The sequence below is a fragment of the Aneurinibacillus terranovensis DSM 18919 genome (assembly GCF_000430625.1).
In the GTDB taxonomy this organism is placed as follows: domain Bacteria; phylum Bacillota; class Bacilli; order Aneurinibacillales; family Aneurinibacillaceae; genus Aneurinibacillus_B; species Aneurinibacillus_B terranovensis.
Genome location: NZ_KE387178.1, coordinates 53,864 through 72,029 on the forward strand (window position 1 = coordinate 53,864; position 18,166 = coordinate 72,029).

An 18,166-nucleotide genomic window follows, 5' to 3' on the forward strand; every position below is an offset into this window, starting at 1 on the left:
AGGGTACTACCGTATGGAGACTATCTTAGAAAGGAAACAGCGAAAAACGATTGGGTGGGACGGAAAAACCGTTAAAGAAATGCGCCAGGAAATTGATGAAATCAGCCGTACCACAGGTCACTATGCCGGTCTGAAAACATTGCCCCTGAAGGAATCTGACCCGATCCGCTATGAGAAAATTTTTGCAAAACTTCGTGGGGGCGTCGTGCATGCAAGGGAAACAGCGAAAAAAGTAGCCGCCTCTCCAATTGTTGAGCAAGAAGGTGAATTATGCTTTACCCTATATACGCCTGAAGCCGATTCGGTTGTTACATCCACGGGGATTATCATACATGTGGGTACGATGGGTGCAGCGATCAAATATATGATCAAAAATGATTATGAGGTGAACCCGGGAATTGAGGACGGCGATATTTTCTGTAATAACGACTGTCAAATCGGAAATGTTCACCCGTGTGATGTCCATACGATTGTCCCGATTTTCCATGAAGGAGAGCTTATTGGCTGGGTAGGCGGTGTAACACACGTTATTGACGTAGGCGCAACTGCTCCGGGAAGTATGACGGTGGGTCCTGTGACGCGTTACGATGATGGCTACCAGGTCGCCTGCCGCAAAATCGGGAAAAACGATACATTATCGAAAGACTGGTTAATTGAGAGCCAGCGGTCTGTCCGTACAACGAAGTATTGGCTGCTGGACGAGCGCACGCGTCTTGCTGGCTGCCATATGATTAGGGACCTTGTCCTTGATATCGTAAAAGAAGAAGGTGTTGATGACTACAAACAATTTATTCGTGAAGTTATTGAAGACGGACGCCGCGGATTTTTAAATCAGGTCAAAACATTGCTAATTCCGGGCAAGTATCGCCAGGTGTCGTTTGTTGATGTTCCATATGAAAATCTTGATGTTCCGCCGTATGCGCGAGTGAATACGATCATGCACGCACCGACTGAGCTTACCGTCCATAAAAACGGCCAATTCCAGATTGATTTTGAAGGAGTAAACCGCTGGGGATGGCACAGTTATAATGCCACACCAGTTTCGATTACAAGCGGAATCTGGGTAATGATGTCCCAAACATTGATTCCAAACGATAGGGTCAATGACGGTGCACTCTATGCTAGTAAGTTTGAATTGCCATATGGTTCATGGCTGAATCCCGACGATATCCGAACGGCACACAGCTATGCATGGCACTTCCTCGTTTCTGCGTGGAGCCCGTTATGGCGTGCGCTCAGCCGTAACTACTTTGCACGCGGGTATTTGGAAGAAGTTAATGCCGGCAACGCGAATACCTCGAACTGGTTGCAGGGTGGAGGATATAACCAGTTTAACGAAAATCACGCCGTCAACAGCTTTGAATCTGCTGCTGAAGGTGTCGGGGCAAGTGCGGTAAAAGACGGTATTAGCCACGCGGCGGCCATCTGGAACCCTGAAGGTGATATGGGGGATATGGAGATTTGGGAACTGGCTGAACCGCTTCTTTACCTTGGACGAAGCATTAAGCCAAACACGGCTGGTTATGGAAAATACCGCGGCGGAAGCGGGTATGAAACACTAAGAATGGTGTACGGTGCAAAAGACTGGACGATGTTCTTCATGGGTAACGGCTATATGTCGAGCGACTGCGGCTTAATGGGTGGATATCCGGCAGCATCAGGCTATCGATTTGAAGCTCATGGCACGAACCTAAAGGAATTGATCGATAACAAACAGCCGATTCCAACAGGGGGGGATCCTGATCCTGACCATCCTGAATACGACAAGCTAATGGAAGCGAAAGAAATTATCCGACACAAGCAATCGATTACGACGGAAACGATTTTTGACAATTACGATTTGTATTTAAACTATCTTCGTGGGGGTCCTGGATTCGGTGATCCGCTGGAGCGCAAACCGAAAATGATTCAGGATGACCTGAACGACGGGCACATTTTGCCGCGTTATGCGGAAAAGGTGTACGGTGCGATTATCAGCCAGGATGAACATGGTAACTATATCGTTGATGAAAAAGAGACAGAAAAACGCCGCAAGGAAATTAGAAAAGAACGGCTCAAGCGTGGTATGAAAACGAAAGAGTGGATGAAGAAGGAAAGAGAGAAAATCGTCAACAAAGATGCGGCTGTTCAAGTTCGTCATATGTATGCTGGCAGCTTCGCACTGAGTGAATCGTTTGCGAATGAGTTTAAAGAATTTTGGGATTTACCTAAAAATTGGGAACTGACAGAGGACGAGTTAGAGATTCCGGTTTTCGGTGCGAAAATTAAACGCCAATAAATCGATATGATAGGGGTGAGAACATGACAACGTATGATCGAAAAACAATTGAAGAGTTAATCGATGGCACAATTGATTTTTATAAATTGAAAAGTATGCTTTCTAATTTTAAGGATACTGACCGCTTCGATAAGTATCTGAGCATTCTCCAGGAACGCGTCTCGTGGGAAGATCCCATTTTGCTTCCGGCTGGGCTGCACCTGTATATTGTACAGAAGAAAAATGGTGATCGAATCGTAAAATGTGATTGCGGACATGAATTTTGTGAAGCGAGCGACAATTGGAAGATGCATGCCCTTATCCATGTACGCGATACAGAGGAAAAGATGGCCGAACTTTACCCGAAGATGCTTGCGCCAGATCCGGAGTGGCAGGTGATACGCGAATACTACTGTCCTGAATGCGCGACCCAGCTAGAAGTAGAAGCGGTGACTCCATGGTATCCAATTTTAAAAGACTTTGAGCCGGATATTGACGCGTTTTACAGTGAATGGTTACATCGCCCGCTTCCGCAGGCGAAATAATAGGCGAGTGGACGGCGGTCGTTACCGCTGTTCCAAGAGGCAGGTCGATTGTGGGATTAAAATTATAAAAAGTCAATCGTTGAAAAAGGGTGGTACTCATAGCGATAGCATGAGTACCACCCCTTTTTTTCATATTGGGAGTCACGCTGCTCAATGTATGTTATGCTATCGCCTGTTCTAAAATCAAATGCAAACCACTTATTGACAGTATATTCCCACTACATCTATAATTAATGTTAACTTATTTTGTTTTACAGTTAACATATTGAAAAGGAGAGGGACTATGGAAACGAGAACGATAGACACGGCCAAGGATTGGTTAACACGCAGCGATGAGATCATTGCTGGAGGAACAATAACAAAAGAAGAGGCGCTTGCTCTGCTTCAGGCACCGGACAGCGAAATGCTGCTGATTCTGCAAGGAGCCTATAACATTCGGAAACATTACTATGGCAATAAAGTGAAGCTGAATATGATTATTAACGCCAAGAGCGGCCTGTGTCCGGAGGATTGTGGATACTGTTCCCAGTCTATCGTATCCACTGCTCCGATTGAGAAGTACCCCTTATTAGAGAAGGATACGCTTGTTAAAGGCGCGCAGAAAGCAAAGGATTTAAAAGCCGGTACATACTGCATCGTTATGAGCGGCAGACGCCCGACCGACTCGGAAGTCGATAACGTAGTGGAAGCTATCCGTGAAATTAAAGCAGAGAATCCCCTTAAAATTTGTGCCTGCCTTGGCTTGATTACACCTGAACAGGCGAAAAGGTTAAAAGAAGCAGGGGCCGACCGTTTTAATCATAACCTTAATACGGCGGAAAGCCACCATGCGCAGATTACAACCACTCATTCGTATCAAGATCGGGTAAATACGGTGAATACCGTAAAGGAAGCGGGCATGTCGCCTTGTTCGGGTGTAATCATAGGCATGGGCGAATCCGATGAGGAGATTGTCGATATGGCGTTGGCTTTACATGAACTGGATGCTGACTCCATACCGGTTAATTTCTTAAATGCAATTCCCGGAACTCCGCTGGAACACAGCAAACAATTGGACCCAAGAAAGTGCCTGAAAGTGCTTGCTTTGTTCAGATATATTAACCCGACAAAAGAGATTCGCATTTCCGGCGGCCGTGAAGTCAATCTCCGTTCCCTTCAGCCAATGGGTTTATATGCGGCCAACTCGATTTTCATCGGCGATTATTTAACAACAGATGGGCAAAAAACATCACTCGACCATCAAATGATTGAGGATCTCGGGTTTGAAATTGAGGAGTGCGCGCTGTAAAAAATAGTTGAGGTGCACTGCCTCTGAGATCTTGCGTTGGCTTCGCGCATTTCACACGTTCTGAGGTGTTTTACTATCTTGGGAAAAAGAAATTGTGTATGGTATAATTGTGATAAAGGTTGCCCAAATGGAAGGAGGATGCATCGTGAGTTCGTTTATGCAGCATCCAAAACAGAAGTATAGCTATCAGGATTACCTGAATTGGCCAAATAAAGAACGATGGGAACTCATTGATGGTGTTCCGTTTAATATGTCTCCTTCTCCATCCAGAAAACACCAGCAAATCTTAGGAGAATTGGCAACTGAGTTCACCTCTTACCTGCGGGGCAAACCATGTGAGGCATTTGTTGCACCATTTGATGTCAGACTTTTCGTTGAGGAAAAGACAGATGACGAAATCATGAATGTCGTTCAGCCTGACATCAGCGTGATCTGTGATCCGAATAAATTGGATGACAAAGGTTGTAAGGGAAGCCCTGACCTCGTTATCGAAATTCTTTCTCCATCAACAGGGAAATTGGACCGTTGGATTAAATATAAGTTGTATGAACGTGCAGGTGTCAAAGAATATTGGATTGTTGAGCCAACGAATAGTACAATCGAGGTTTTTATTTTGAATCAGACTGGACATTTTGAACTGAATTCGGTTTATGGACAAGAGGACACCGTGCGAGTTGGAATTTTCGCTGACCTTCTCATCGATTTGAAAGTGATATTCAAGGAATAAAAATGTTTAGTTGACTCCAATCAACTGTGTTAATGCGTCCCGGAAGGCTTAGAAGAGCTTTCTGGGACGTTTTGTCGTATACGGCAGTGAAAAAAATAATTTTTTTCTGCAAGGAAAGACCACGAAAAAAAGAAAAAGGGTTTATTCTATTGCCGACGCTTACTTAGTGTTTACGTTAGGCATATCCAAAAACGTAGCCGGAAAAAATATGGACAACTACTGTTGGAAAGTTGGAGATGATTTAGCCATGTTTTTTCACGGGATTGATTACAAGTACCTTACCCTGCATTATCCGGTTCTCTCACCGCGGCAGAGCAGGGGGAAAAATAAGGAGCAGTTGGCTGACAGGCGGCATCTGATTGAAAAATTCGGTGTGGAGCCGGTTCATTTACTGGAGTATATTCGCGGGGAGTATACGCTGCAAGATTGCCTTACATCCTGCTTCGAATTCGGTGATGTGGTGTTGGCGTTTCGCTCGCTCCCTTTGCCATTCTGGCAGTTAAGCCGTCATGAGATTGGGGTTGTGGTTCTTGATATGCGGCTCGCCCGCTGGATTTTTACCAAGAAACATGCACATATAGCTAAACTTAAAAAGTTATTTCCGCATATTGCATTAATTGAGGTTTCTGATTAAGGAACGAGAATTATCCGGCTGGAATATAATGTGTCGCAGGCCCAAAATTCCCCCGTCACTGCACCACCCTTCCTCCCTGGTCATAAACTATGGTGACTGTATCCCTTTGCCTTGTACTTGAGAGCCCGAGCAAGGAGGGGTAGCACATTTTGGGTAACGACCAGAAAGCGAAGCCGTTATTAACCAACCGAGAAAGAGAAGTTTTTGAATTATTAGTGCTTGATAAGACGACCAGGGACATTGCACAGCAGCTTTTCATCAGTGAGAAAACGGTGCGCAATCACATAAGCAATGTGGTGTGGTTTGAAATACACCCATTCTAAAACGTCTAAAAGCCTTGATTTCATTGGTTTTTGGTACTGAGGGAATTTGGGTAGGATTGAGCGTGGGAAGCACTCTGGAGGCGAGTCAAGCCTTGTAGGGTGCTTTTTCTGTCGGTGAAGAAGATCAGGTAGGGTAAAAAGGCTATTTAAAAACGCAATCGAATTTATTAGTTGGGAACACGGGATTTTAGGAAATGGACAACCATACAGATATCTTTATATATTAAACAGAAGATGGGAATACTAAGATTAATGTCAAGCGAGAGAAATGTACCGTCTGGATGACGCAAAAGGCAATTGCGGAGCTGTGTTAACCAGCGCAGGCATCGTTACAATGTACTTGGATTATGCAGAAGACCAAGCCGAGCGCCAGTCTACTATGATGGAATGGATAAAGAAGCTGAACTCATTCCTAAAATTCAATGAACTCGAGATCTAGACTAATGCAGGAAGCAACTCACAGGAAGTAGCAGAGAAGTTTGCGAGAAGCGAGTGAGACGATCAGCACTGGATGTATAGCAATAATTTTGAGGATATTATTAAAATAAATGGACTGAACAAATAGATTAAAAACCATGCCGCAGATATATTAGGCATGGTTTTTAATTTTGATTTAAGTTATGGATAGTCTAAACATTATTACGATTGGACAAGAATATATATTAGTACTTAAAGAAAGAGGCAGGTGAATTGTTATGAAATACTTTCTAGTTAAGTTTTCAATTGATGGTTACTCAACATTATTAGCTGATTCTTATATTTCAGCGAAAAATGAATTAATTGATTCGAGGTTAAATCAATTAGTTTTGAACACTTCGGAGAAAACGATAAGGACTTCAGTTAAGTACATTGCGGAAATGTATAAACGATGTCCGAGATGCAATTCAAAACTGCTAACATTCGATGCCCAGAGACAGAAGGCATATTATCTACTTTTCGATAATACAATAGACTCTGATAATCCTATAGAAAGGGATATATACGAAGAACAACATAATTCAATAAAATGTTCCAATTTGAAATGCGGATATAGTCCAAGCTAAATTCAAATACCATACTTCAATTCTCGGTTTTTAAACGCACGCTCTCCACCTTCTAAAATGTTACATACATATTCACGTATTCCTTCTTTCCCTTGGGCTTTTAGGGTATGTTCAAGGGAACCGCTGATATAAGATAACTCCTCTGAATTATTGCTTGCAACAATAATTTGTTCAGCGTCAGCATTAACTACAATGTTGGCATTATGTGTTACGACAATAATTTGTCGGTATTTTTTAATTTTCTTAAAAAGTGGAACTAGTTGCTCCATAATAAAGTTATTATCAAGATCATCTTCAGGCTGGTCGAATACAAATGGAGTGAGGAAAGGGTCTGTCGCCAATTTTAAGCAAACATAAAATGTGCCACGTTGTCCAACTGATAATTCGCTTGGCTCTTTCCCTTTGTATTTTGTTTTTGCGATAACAAAAAGATACTTACTTCTATGCAAAGCGCTGAAAAAGAATTGCAACAATTCTTTTTCGCCATTTCGAGTAAAAAAGTCCTCATACTCAAGAAACTCTTGAAGTGAAATACTCTCTCCAGCCAGATTAATGATTTTCTCATTTTTAATTAATCGAAGAAAGTCATCAGGATTCTCCACATTTATCGTTTTTCTGATCTTTTGATCGGAAGTTTCCCCTCCTGTTGATCTGAATTTAGTTCTATTAATGAAATTACTTATTGTTGAATAGAAATAATTCAAATCAATATGAATATCCCCATAAATCTCGATGTCTGAAAGAAGCTCAGATACAATATTCTTTTGTTCATCTGACCAACCGTCTCGTCCACTTAGAAGTTTGATCCATTCCCCTTCTATTTCCTTAATCTCCGATTGGAGTTCACTAAACAACTCGTTGCCAATGTTATGGCGTTTTTCGTATAACTCCGACAATTCCTTTTCTTTTAGTTCGATTTCATTAATGATTTCTTTAATTGAGTCAATCTCTTCTTGATAATTCTTTACTTTTTCAAGTAATGAGGTAATGTCTCCTTCAATCCCAGCTTGTTGGAATTGGGACTTGATTAAATTATTTGTTTCAATAATCACCTTGAGCTGTGCATTCTTAATGCTAAGTGCTTTGTCGATGGCGTTTATTTGTGGCTCACAGTCTAGAAGAGGTATTTTATTCTCTTCAATATCAATTAACTCATTAGCTTTTTGGATTTCTGCTTGTAAGCTTGCAACTGATTCAATAACTCTCTTCTTTAATTGTGTTAGAGTCCCGACACTATTTTCGACACTACCAAGAATAATATTATTATCACGATATTGTTTAATTAATGAAGCATTTTGTTCTGTTGTGACCGTTTTAATAAAGTCTTCATTTTTCTTCATTAATTTTTCGTTATATTCTTTGCTATGTATTAAATTTCCGTGTTGATCAGATGTGGTAAACCAGTCATTGATTTCTTGTATTTTGTTTAAAATGGCTCCCCTGGCATTCTCAACTTCATCGTCTGTTTTTCTGTCTTTTAAACCGAGTAAAGATTTAATTTCTTTATGGAGTTGTTCAGGGTTTTCAGCAATTCCTTTTACTTCCCCTTGATGTACATGTAGATAGTCCAAGTTATTTTCAGTTTCGATATTAAAAATATCGCTTGAGCCATCTTGTTTAGTAAATGTAATATCGAAGTTTTTTTGAATTTCAATATCATTTACGATACGAGATGTCTTATTAAACATTTTAGCTATGGAGCTAAGCAAGATGCTTTTTCCTGAACCTCTACCCCCAATAATTGCAACGAGATTTGGATTAAGTTCAAGCTTCGTATCCGAAAAACGCACTTTTTGTTTTGGGAAGATTGTTGTACTATTTATTGATATATGTGAAAAATATGGTTTTTTAAAGTCGTGTTGCGGATTATTCTCCTGAATTTTTATTCTATCAGGTTCGAAAATAAACTGTTTTAATCCTTCAAAAGTTGGGTCTCCTTTTATCCAAGTGTAACATTTGTAATCGGTAAGCTGATCAAACCCATGAATATCAGTTGAATGAAGGAGTTTTTTGTTACCAAAATGTGACAGTATGATATCTTTCTTAGTAATATTATCATCTTGGGAAGCAGTGAAAAATGCACTGACCCGATCATATAATTGTTCTTTAAAGGGCTTGAGTTGATTTCCTTTGTCAAGATTGTTCCATTCTTTGTACCCAAGTAATAGGAAGACCTTATTTCTCCAAATTTCCGAGTTTAGTAAATCAAATACTTGCTCCGTTGAAGGAATTAGTTGCGCAAAACCTGATTTTAACGTGTTATCACTTGAGCATAGTTGTAAATTTTCTCTGCTTAACTTTTTTGTTGCATGTATTTTTAAGCTACTTACGTTAATGCGTTCAATGAACTCTTCTTTAATTTGTTTGATGTCATTATCAAAGTCTTCTTCATTAACATTAAAAACAATGTGCAAATTTACTTTTTGGAGTTCACTAGGGTTCGCTGCTCCAAAAGTATCAATTCGAAACTCAAGTACTGGGAAGATTTTTAAAATATTTTTAAGTCGACCATTAAATCGGTATTCCTTCATTAACTTTTCATATCCGTCTATAAAATAATAATCGTTGATCCCTATAACTCCAACGTCGCTAGGTAAAGATTCTAAATGTTCAACGAATTTATCCCATACTTCTGGAGTGTCCCCGTTATATCTTTGTTCGATTGATTTTGGTGTATGAATATGTAGATCCCATTTCCTCCATTCAGAACCTCTTATATAGCTCATTAAAACTCTCCTCCGATAAACTAATTAAGAGATAGTTCTACAAGATGATTACATTTTCCTCCTAGTAACGACACTTGTCTGCCTTAAAACAAGGAAAACAGACCTATCCTGTCGAATAAATCTCTTAGGGCTATAAGAATAGAAAATCAGGGTGACGCTTGAAATGAGTACAGCATATCACAGTCAATATTTTGCATACGAGCTAACCAAGCAGAGTGCTTCTAATACAGTAAGTCGTTTAAGCCAGTGTTTGATTAATGCAACAGTTGATCTTAATCCTCATCAAGTTGAAGCGGCATTGTTTGCCTTTCGGGCGCCACTAGAGCGAGGGGCAATTCTTGCAGATGAGGTCGGTCTCGGTAAAACGATTGAAGCAGGTTTGATCATTAGCCAACTTTGGGCGGAACGTAAGCGTAAAATTTTAATCATTGTCCCTCCGCCGCTGCGTAAGCAATGGAATCGGGAGCTTATTGAGAAGTTCTACATACCTTCAGTTATAATGGAGAGCAAGAACTATAATGAGTCTGTTCGAGAAGGGCAATCATTCCCATTTGAGCAAAGAGATAATGTCGTTATCACTTCTTTTCAATTTGCCCGCAATAAATCGGCTGATATAAAGCGAACACAATGGGATTTAATCATCATTGATGAGGCTCACCGTCTTCGCAATGTATATAAAAAGTCAAACAAAATCGCAAGGGTACTGCGTGAGGCAACGGAAGGTTATCCAAAAATATTGTTGACAGCCACTCCACTACAAAACTCGTTAATGGAATTGTACGGATTGGTGAGTTTTATTGATCCGAGATTATTTGGAGATGAGACCACATTTCGTAAGCAATTTGGTCACGGAACAAAGGAAATGACGAAATACGATTTTCTGGATTTAAAAGACCGTTTGAGACCTGTCTGCCATCGAACACTGCGCAGGCAGGTAACGGAGTACGTTCCATATACAAAAAGAATACCACTAGTACAGGAGTTTACATCCAGCGCCTTAGAGTGGGAGTTATACGAAAAAGTATCCAATTACCTTCAACGTGAAGACATTTTTGCGTTGCCGAAAAGTCAGCGAAATTTGATGACATTGGTGGTGCGAAAAATATTAGCGTCTTCGTCATTCGCAATTTCGGATACATTATTATCGCTGGTCAAAAGACTAGATGCCTCATTGGAAGAATCGTGTTCAACAGATGAGATTGAGAACATCTATAATGATATTGATGAATTGGATAGCACGGTAGAGGAATGGACAGAAGATAATGTCGATGAAGATCAATCAGAAATAGATGACGCTCGTGCTACTGAAAGAGAAGATTTACTCCGAGAACGTGAAGAGTTGCTTTCTTACTATGAACTCGCCAGTTCAATTACAGAGAACGAGAAGGGACAAGCATTGCTTATTGCCCTCTCCAATGGTTTTGAGAAACTGCGTGAACTTGGAGCGAATGATAAAGCGGTTATCTTCACAGAATCCAGAAGAACACAGACATATTTGAAGGAAATGCTTGAGCAGAACGGCTATCATGGTAAAATTGTAGTATTCAATGGTACAAACAATTCACCCGAAATTAAGGAAATTTATCAAAGATGGCTTGAGAAGCATCAAGACGATGATCAAATCACTGGCTCCAAAACGGCGGATACAAGGGCAGCATTAGTAGAATATTTTCGTAATGAAGCGTCTATTATGATTGCGACGGAGTCAGCGGCGGAAGGAATTAACCTTCAGTTTTGCAGTCTCGTTGTTAATTATGACTTGCCTTGGAACCCGCAACGAATTGAGCAACGGATTGGCAGATGTCATCGTTATGGTCAGAAGCATGATGTGGTCGTTATAAATTTTTTAAATCGTAAAAATGCCGCTGATCGAAGAGTTTATGAATTGCTGGATCAGAAATTCAGTTTGTTCGAAGGGGTATTCGGTTCTTCAGATGAAGTGCTTGGCTCTCTCGAATCAGGTGTTGACTTCGAAAAAAGAATCCAGCGAATTTATCAATCCTGTCGGTCTGCTGAAGAAATTCAAGAAGCATTCAATCAATTACAATTAGAACTGGACGAGCAGATCCAGTGCAGAATGAAGGAAACAAGGAAGAACCTACTCGAAAACTTCGATGATGAAGTACGTGAGAAGTTAAGAAACCATTACGAGCAAACGACTCTTCAGTTAAATAAGATGGAGCGTTATTTATGGGCTATGTCTGTTTACGAAGGCAGAGCGCAAGCACACTTTGATTCAGAGAATTTAAGCTTTAGGCTATTGAATAGTAATGATAATTACCAGTTGATTTCTCAAGTGAAGAAGAATACAACAAACGATCATGTACATCACTATCGATTAGGTCATCCATTGGCAATAAATTGGATTGAGCAAGCAAAAGGTCGGCAATTGCTCAAGAAGAAAGTCCTATTCCGTTATTCTGACTATGAAGGCAAAGTAAGCCTATTACAAAACTTAATTGGGAATAATGGCTGGTTGTCTCTTGACTTTTTGCAAGTAAAATCTGCTGAGGATGAAGAGCATTTGATTTTCTCAGCAATTGATTCTAATGGAAATCAGATTGATCAAGAAATATGTGAGAAATTATTCGATTTACCCGCAGATGAGTTGGAACTTGTTGACGGTGAGGAGAATAAAGATACGGATTTTGCTAATCAAATAAGAGAGATTAACAAGCAACAAGAGTCGGCAATCCTTTGGGGTATTCAAGAGAGAACGAATGAGTTTCTTGACCGTGAACTAGAAAGACTGGATAAGTGGTCGAAGGACTTGAAGGAGAAGCTAGAAATTGAATTAAAGGAATTAGATGCAGAAATTACTCAACTCCAAAAAGACGCAAGAATGGTTCGGCAAATTGCAGAAAAGCTGGAATTAAACAAGACAATACGTGAACGAGAAAAGCATCGTAGTGAACTGCGACGCAATCTTTTTGATGCGCAAGATGAGATTGATCGTCAAAAGGAACAGCTTTTTGCCGAGGTTGAGAAAAAGCTAGAGCAGAAGATTAATAGAAAGCATTTGTTCTTGATTAAATGGGAATTAGTATAACAATTGAGGTGTAAAGATGAGCAAGAAGACGAAGTTGGAATTGACTTGGATTGGTAAGGATGAAGGAATTAAAGTAGAACCACGTATTTTACTTGAAGATCAATTACTATCATACCATTCGAGTAAGAGAGTTAATGAAAATGATATCTTTGATAATACATTGATTTTTGGTGATAATCTATTAGCTCTTAAGGCAATAGAACAGAAATATACGGGGAAAGTTAAATGTATTTTTATTGACCCTCCTTATAATACTGGTAGTGCCTTTGAACATTATGATGACGGTCTAGAACATTCGATTTGGTTGAATTTGATAAAACCTCGGTTGGAGATACTGAGAAATCTATTATCCGAAGATGGTTCAATATGGATTGCAATTGATGATAATGAAGTTCATTATTTGAAAATATTATGTGATGAGATTTTTGGGAGGAACTGCTTTATATCCTCTGTAATTTGGCGAAACTCAGATAACAGCAATAATAATGTTACTACTTTTTCCCAGGATCATAATTATGTTCTGGTTTATTCTAAAAAGCCGAACTGGACACCTAAATTTCTTAATGATCCTGAAAAAAGAAAGCATTTTAAAAATCCTGACAACGATCCGAGAGGTCCATGGTTTGATGGTAACCCTGTAAATAATCCTGGTTTAAGACCAAATTTACAATTTAATCTTATAGGTCCTTATGGGGATATTATTAAGCATCCGCCAAATGGTTGGAGATGGTCAAAGGAAACAATCGATGAGAAATTGAAAACAGGAGAACTGAGGTTTTCGGATGATGGCAAAAGGTTAATCCGTAGAACATATTTGAATGAGCAGAAAGGATTGCCACCTTCAACACTGTGGACTACTTTAGAGGAAACTGGACATACCAGACAGGCAAAGTATGAATTAAAAAATTTATTTCCAGATGTAAAAGTAACTGATTTATTTAGCACACCAAAACCTGAAAAGCTAATTCGCAAAATCCTTGAATTATCAACTGAACCGAATGATTTAGTTCTCGACTCCTTCGCAGGTTCTGGAACAACTGGGGCTGTAGCCCACAAAATGGGGCGCAGGTGGATTATGATTGAATTAGGAGAGCATTGCCATACCCATATCATTCCACGCATGAAGCAAGTGATAGACGGTACCGATCAGGGCGGTATCAGCAAGGAAGTAAATTGGCAAGGCGGAGGCGGGTTCCGATACTATCGCTTGGCGCCAAGCCTTCTAGAGAAGGACAAGTTCGGGAATTGGGTTATAAATAAAGAATATAATGCACCAATGCTAGCCGAAGCAATGTGCAAGCACCATGGATTTACCTATTCGCCAGACGATACGATTTACTGGAAGCAAGGAAAATCTACAGAAACGGACTTCATCTATACAACAACACAGCTAGTCACAAGGGAAATGGCTGACCAAATTCATGAACAACTGGGTGAAGATGAGACGTTGCTAATTTGTTGCAAAGCTTATAGTGTGAATGCTTCGGACTATCCCAATATTACCTTTCAAAAAATTCCTGCTTCCGTTCTTAAAAAATGCGAATTTGGAAGAGACGATTATAGCTTAAATGTTGCACAGCTTCCTCAACTGGAAAAGACAGGACAATTGGAGCTGTTTGGTGAAGGGGAAGAGATATGAATAAAATTGTAAATGCTATATCGGCTAGGCTTAGCTTGAGAAAACCTCAAAAGGAATCGTTAGAAATTCTATCAGATGTTGTAGATGTGATTGAATTTAGGCGACACGACAGCCAAACTCTAGTCGCAGAGTTAGAAAAAATAAAGTCTTTATATCCATCTGTTACAGATTTTGAACGTGAATTTCCTTCGCTTTGTTTTGCTTTGGCAACAGGTGTGGGAAAGACACGATTGATGGGAGCGTTCATTTCCTATTTATTTTTAAGTAAGGGGATTAAAAACTTTTTTGTCCTTGCTCCCAATTTGACGATCTATAATAAATTAATTCAAGACTTTACCCCTAATACTCCAAAGTATGTATTTAAAGGTATAGCTGAATTTGCATCTTTACCTCCTGTTATTATTACAGGAGAAAATTATGAAGATGGCATCGGTAACCGCAATCAGGGAAGCCTATTTAACGATGTTCACATTAATATATTTAACATTTCCAAAATCAACTCTGAAGTGCGTGGTGGAAAAGCACCGCGCATAAAGAGATTGAGTGAATACATCGGTGAGAGCTATTTTGAATATCTTGCTTCATTGCCTGATCTTGTTTTACTTATGGATGAATCCCATCGTTATCGTGCATCCGCAGGGGTTAAAGTATTAAATGAATTAAAGCCGATATTGGGGTTAGAATTGACGGCTACCCCTCAAGTAGAATCGGGAACTCGGACGATTCCTTTCAAAAATGTGATCTATAGTTATCCTTTACATAAAGCAATGGAGGATGGCTACGTTAAAGAACCAGCCGTTGCTACACGTGAGAACTTTAATTCAAGACAATATACGGAAGAGCAGTTAGAAAGATTAAAGCTTGAGGACGGTATTCTTGTACATGAAGAAACCAAAGTCGAACTGGAAGTCTACGCCAGGCAGAATCATCATCCGATAGTGAAGCCTTTTGTTCTGATTGTAGCGCAGGATACTACCCATGCAGGAAAATTAATGGATATCATCCAGTCGGAGGGCTTCTTTGATGGACGTTATCGGAACAAGGTCATAACCGTTCATTCTAACCAAAGCGGTCAAGAAAAAGACGAAACGATTCAAGAATTGACGCAATTGGAAAATCCTGCATCAGAAACAGAAATCGTTATTCACGTCAATATGCTTAAAGAAGGCTGGGATGTAACGAATCTCTATACGATTATTCCATTACGAGCTGCGAATTCGAAGACTCTCGTAGAACAGTCCATTGGCAGAGGTTTACGGTTACCTTATGGAAAAAGGACAGGAGTTAAAGCAGTTGACCGATTAACGATCATCGCTCATGATCGTTTTCAAGAGATTGTTGATGAAGCGAACAACCCGAATTCTATCATCCGCAGTGGGGTATATATCGGAAAAGATGTAGCCACAGAACAGAAGCAAGCTATAACCTCCGTTCCAAAACTGGAACAGAGTATAGTTCAGCAAATTCAGGCTCAAGTTTCAGCTATATCCACAAGTACTAGCGAACCGAAACAAGTTCAGACGGAAGATGTGAAGAGTGTATATGAATTGGCACAAAGAAAACTCCAGGCTTATGAACATTTACCGAGTTCAAAGTATTTGGCAACTGGAGAAGTTAAACGTCAATTAGTTAAGGAAATACGCTCAGAATATCTTATTAACCAGTTAGATCTATTTCCAGAGCAGACTAACGCCTTAGTAGAACAGGTGGTAGAGGCGTTGGTTGAACAGACTATTCAGTACAGTATCGATATTCCGAGAATTGTCGTACAGCCAGTTGGTGAATTAACTTGGGGCTATCACCCGTTTGAATTGGAAGTATCGAGTGTCAATTTGCAGCCAGTTGCTGAACATATTTTAATACAGCATTTAAGGACACATACTCGGGAAATATTGCAACGTAATAATAATCAAGCAAATGAAGAAAGATTAGAAGATTATCTGATTTCGGCACTCATAGATTATCCTGACATATCATATGATGACCATGCTGAGTTGTTATACGAGTTATGTAATCAGATGGTCAAGCATTTGCAAAGTTATCTGCCAGATGATAACGCTGTTCGCAATGTTCTTCAGTATAATCAGCGGCGGTTAGCCGAACTGATTCATACCCAGATGAAGAACCATTATTATGAGTCCGCCACTTCTTACGAAGTCCATGTTAGCAAAGGATTTACAACATTTAAACCAGTTAGTTATACCACATTGCTATCCGAAGGAGTACGACCGTTCCGTCAGCCTGTTGAAGATAAATCACGTATCCGTAGTATGGTGTTTGGCGGATTTATTAAATGCCTTTACCCAGAGCAGAAGTTTGATTCGGATAGTGAACGTCAATTTGCAGTCATTTGTGAGAATGATCCGAACGTTGACAAATGGTTTAAACCATTAGCTGAACATTTTAAAATATACTACAATCAAAGCAATGCATATGAACCAGACTTTGTTGTCGAAACCAAGACAAGTAAATTCATCTGCGAAATCAAGAAAGAGAAAGAAATGGAGGACAGTATCGTTCAAGCAAAAGCACGTGCAGTTATGGAGTGGTGTACCCATGCATCCAAGCATGAGCTTGAGCATGGTGGTAAAGAGTGGAGTTATCTTCTCATTCCTCACTCTGATGTTCAAGAAAATATAACCATCGATGGCTTGAAATCACGATATATGTTCCAGTCTCAATAAGTTAACAAAACTAAACCCTTGCCCCGATTTCGGGGCTTTTTTTGACTAGTTCTGCTTTCACGTCTAGCTGCATACCTTTTCGTAAATAATGAAGAAGGGAATTTTAACAAGGACTCAGAATAAGTATATAAAAGGTTTGCTTTTACTTCTAACTGCCGACCATTTTGTAAAGGGGTGAGACAAAATGAATGGGCAAATACAAGAAAAAATTCAGAATATCTTTGAACGACAAAAAGGGTTTGCCAAAACAAAGGATTTTCTTAATGAAGGAATTAGCAATTATTATATTCGGAAACTGGAAGCTCAGGGAGAAATCATTCGGATTAAGCAAGGACTATATCGGGACGCGAAATATGAAGGTAATCAGTACGATGAAATCGTTGAAATCTCAAAAATCATTCCCAAAGGGGTAATGTGCCTCCTCTCCGCGCTAGCTTACTATGATTTAACTACATACAACCCGTGGGAATATCAGGTTGCCATACACAGAGGGGCTAAAAAGCCGAGTTTGCCAGACTATCCACCGATTAAGATTATTTATTTTTCTGAAACACAGTATCAATATGGGATTGATGAGATCGACATAGATGGGAATAAAGTCAAAATATATGATCGAGAAAAAACGATCTGTGACATTATCCGTTATCGGGAGAAAATCGGTATTGATGTCATGAAGGAAGGTCTACGAAATTATATACAAAGACCAGAAAAGAACATAACGAAACTTGTCGACTGTGCAGAAAAAATGCGAATCAAGACGGTTCTTCTAAAATATCTAGAGGTGCTTTTGTGATGAGTGAGATAAAAAATATTCCTGCTTCTGTTGCTGAACGATTAAAAAATGTAGCCAAACAAAGTTGTAAGGCGTTTGATCTCGTATTGCTTCTATATTTTCAGGAGCGTTTTGTAACCGGTAAACTAGAATTAACAGATTTCGCTAAATAAGAATGAGCAAAATTTCCCATACCCTTCCTATTAATCTATGATAGAACTGGAAATTCTATCATCAGGGGGAAGCGGTGTGAGGAACGAAGAAAGGTGGTCTATGTACTTCGCTATTCGGCAACAGAAGGAGATGGGATTAAAGAAATCCCAAGTGGCAAGGAATCTAAATATATCCCGGAATACGGTCATCAAGTTCTGGGACATGACAATCGAAGAATACAAAACGTTTATGGAGGGACTTGAGACACGAACAAAGAAGTTGGAGTCTTTTGAATCAGAGATTGTTGGGTGGTTGCGAGAGTACCC

General features: G+C 39.8%; 12 protein-coding genes and 1 pseudogene. 12 read left to right on the plus strand and 1 reads right to left on the minus strand.

Features of this window, described 5'->3' with window-relative positions; all coding sequences use genetic code 11:
- Nucleotides 1-13 precede the first annotated feature (13 nt).
- The 6 genes from H525_RS0120855 to H525_RS25040 all read left to right on the plus strand — a co-directional run bounded on the left by H525_RS0120855 (nt 14) and on the right by H525_RS25040 (nt 5,774).
- Complete coding sequence (locus H525_RS0120855; RefSeq protein WP_027417786.1) at nt 14-2,278, plus strand: hydantoinase B/oxoprolinase family protein; 2,265 nt, start codon at nt 14-16, stop codon at nt 2,276-2,278.
- Between the two features lie 23 nt (nt 2,279-2,301).
- Complete coding sequence (locus H525_RS0120860; protein ID WP_027417787.1) at nt 2,302-2,802, plus strand: acetone carboxylase subunit gamma; 501 nt, start codon at nt 2,302-2,304, stop codon at nt 2,800-2,802.
- A 283-nt stretch (nt 2,803-3,085) separates the two neighbouring features.
- Nucleotides 3,086-4,090, plus strand: a complete 1,005-nt coding sequence (gene bioB, locus H525_RS0120865) for a biotin synthase BioB (RefSeq protein WP_035102219.1) — start codon at nt 3,086-3,088, stop codon at nt 4,088-4,090.
- Between the two features lie 145 nt (nt 4,091-4,235).
- A complete protein-coding gene (locus H525_RS0120870; protein ID WP_342664302.1) occupies nt 4,236-4,817 on the plus strand; it encodes a Uma2 family endonuclease in 582 nt (193 codons plus the stop codon).
- A 166-nt stretch (nt 4,818-4,983) separates the two neighbouring features.
- A complete protein-coding gene (locus tag H525_RS0120875; RefSeq protein WP_211237052.1) occupies nt 4,984-5,451 on the plus strand; it encodes a hypothetical protein in 468 nt (155 codons plus the stop codon).
- Between the two features lie 146 nt (nt 5,452-5,597).
- A complete protein-coding gene (locus tag H525_RS25040; protein WP_211237053.1) occupies nt 5,598-5,774 on the plus strand; it encodes a helix-turn-helix domain-containing protein in 177 nt (58 codons plus the stop codon).
- A 1,045-nt stretch (nt 5,775-6,819) separates the two neighbouring features.
- On the opposite strand, the gene H525_RS0120895 is transcribed toward H525_RS25040, so the two are convergent.
- Nucleotides 6,820-9,543 carry a TrlF family AAA-like ATPase gene (locus tag H525_RS0120895; RefSeq protein ID WP_027417792.1) on the minus strand — a complete coding sequence of 908 codons (2,724 nt, stop codon included), beginning with the start codon at nt 9,541-9,543 and terminating at the stop codon, nt 6,820-6,822.
- A 163-nt stretch (nt 9,544-9,706) separates the two neighbouring features.
- Here H525_RS0120895 and H525_RS0120900 point away from each other — a divergent pair, with 163 nt between their 5' ends.
- From H525_RS0120900 to H525_RS0120925, 6 genes and pseudogenes are all read left to right on the plus strand, one after another.
- Nucleotides 9,707-12,592 (plus strand): SNF2-related protein, encoded by a 2,886-nt coding sequence (locus H525_RS0120900; RefSeq protein WP_027417793.1) that lies wholly within the window; start codon nt 9,707-9,709, stop codon nt 12,590-12,592.
- A gap of 16 nt (nt 12,593-12,608) precedes the next feature.
- The gene (locus H525_RS25045; RefSeq protein ID WP_035102223.1) at nt 12,609-14,231 is read left to right on the plus strand and encodes a site-specific DNA-methyltransferase; all 1,623 of its coding nucleotides are present in this window, start codon (nt 12,609-12,611) and stop codon (nt 14,229-14,231) included.
- Complete coding sequence (locus tag H525_RS0120910) at nt 14,228-16,915, plus strand: DEAD/DEAH box helicase family protein (protein WP_027417794.1); 2,688 nt, start codon at nt 14,228-14,230, stop codon at nt 16,913-16,915. Before H525_RS25045 ends, H525_RS0120910 begins: the two co-directional genes overlap by 4 nt.
- A gap of 184 nt (nt 16,916-17,099) precedes the next feature.
- On the plus strand, nt 17,100-17,708 hold the full coding sequence (locus H525_RS0120915; RefSeq protein ID WP_027417795.1) for a type IV toxin-antitoxin system AbiEi family antitoxin domain-containing protein: 609 nt from the start codon (nt 17,100-17,102) through the stop codon (nt 17,706-17,708).
- Nucleotides 17,708-17,860 carry a hypothetical protein gene (locus H525_RS27685; RefSeq protein ID WP_245590540.1) on the plus strand — a complete coding sequence of 51 codons (153 nt, stop codon included), beginning with the start codon at nt 17,708-17,710 and terminating at the stop codon, nt 17,858-17,860. The genes H525_RS0120915 and H525_RS27685 overlap by 1 nt, the downstream gene beginning before the upstream one ends.
- A 76-nt stretch (nt 17,861-17,936) precedes the next feature.
- Nucleotides 17,937-18,166: pseudogene (locus H525_RS0120925) on the plus strand (IS21 family transposase); the annotation flags it as partial.

Excerpts from the sequence above, each read along its gene's own strand:
- H525_RS0120855 (WP_027417786.1), top strand. The coding sequence starts at position 14 with ATGGAGACTATCTTAGAAAGGAAACAGCGAAAAACGATTGGGTGGGAC.
- H525_RS0120860 (WP_027417787.1), top strand. The coding sequence starts at position 2,302 with ATGACAACGTATGATCGAAAAACAATTGAAGAGTTAATCGATGGCACA.
- bioB (WP_035102219.1), top strand. The coding sequence starts at position 3,086 with ATGGAAACGAGAACGATAGACACGGCCAAGGATTGGTTAACACGCAGC.
- H525_RS0120895 (WP_027417792.1), bottom strand. The coding sequence starts at position 9,543 with ATGAGCTATATAAGAGGTTCTGAATGGAGGAAATGGGATCTACATATT.
- H525_RS0120900 (WP_027417793.1), top strand. The coding sequence starts at position 9,707 with ATGAGTACAGCATATCACAGTCAATATTTTGCATACGAGCTAACCAAG.
- H525_RS25045 (WP_035102223.1), top strand. The coding sequence starts at position 12,609 with ATGAGCAAGAAGACGAAGTTGGAATTGACTTGGATTGGTAAGGATGAA.
- H525_RS0120910 (WP_027417794.1), top strand. The coding sequence starts at position 14,228 with ATGAATAAAATTGTAAATGCTATATCGGCTAGGCTTAGCTTGAGAAAA.
- H525_RS0120915 (WP_027417795.1), top strand. The coding sequence starts at position 17,100 with ATGAATGGGCAAATACAAGAAAAAATTCAGAATATCTTTGAACGACAA.
- H525_RS27685 (WP_245590540.1), top strand. The coding sequence starts at position 17,708 with ATGAGTGAGATAAAAAATATTCCTGCTTCTGTTGCTGAACGATTAAAA.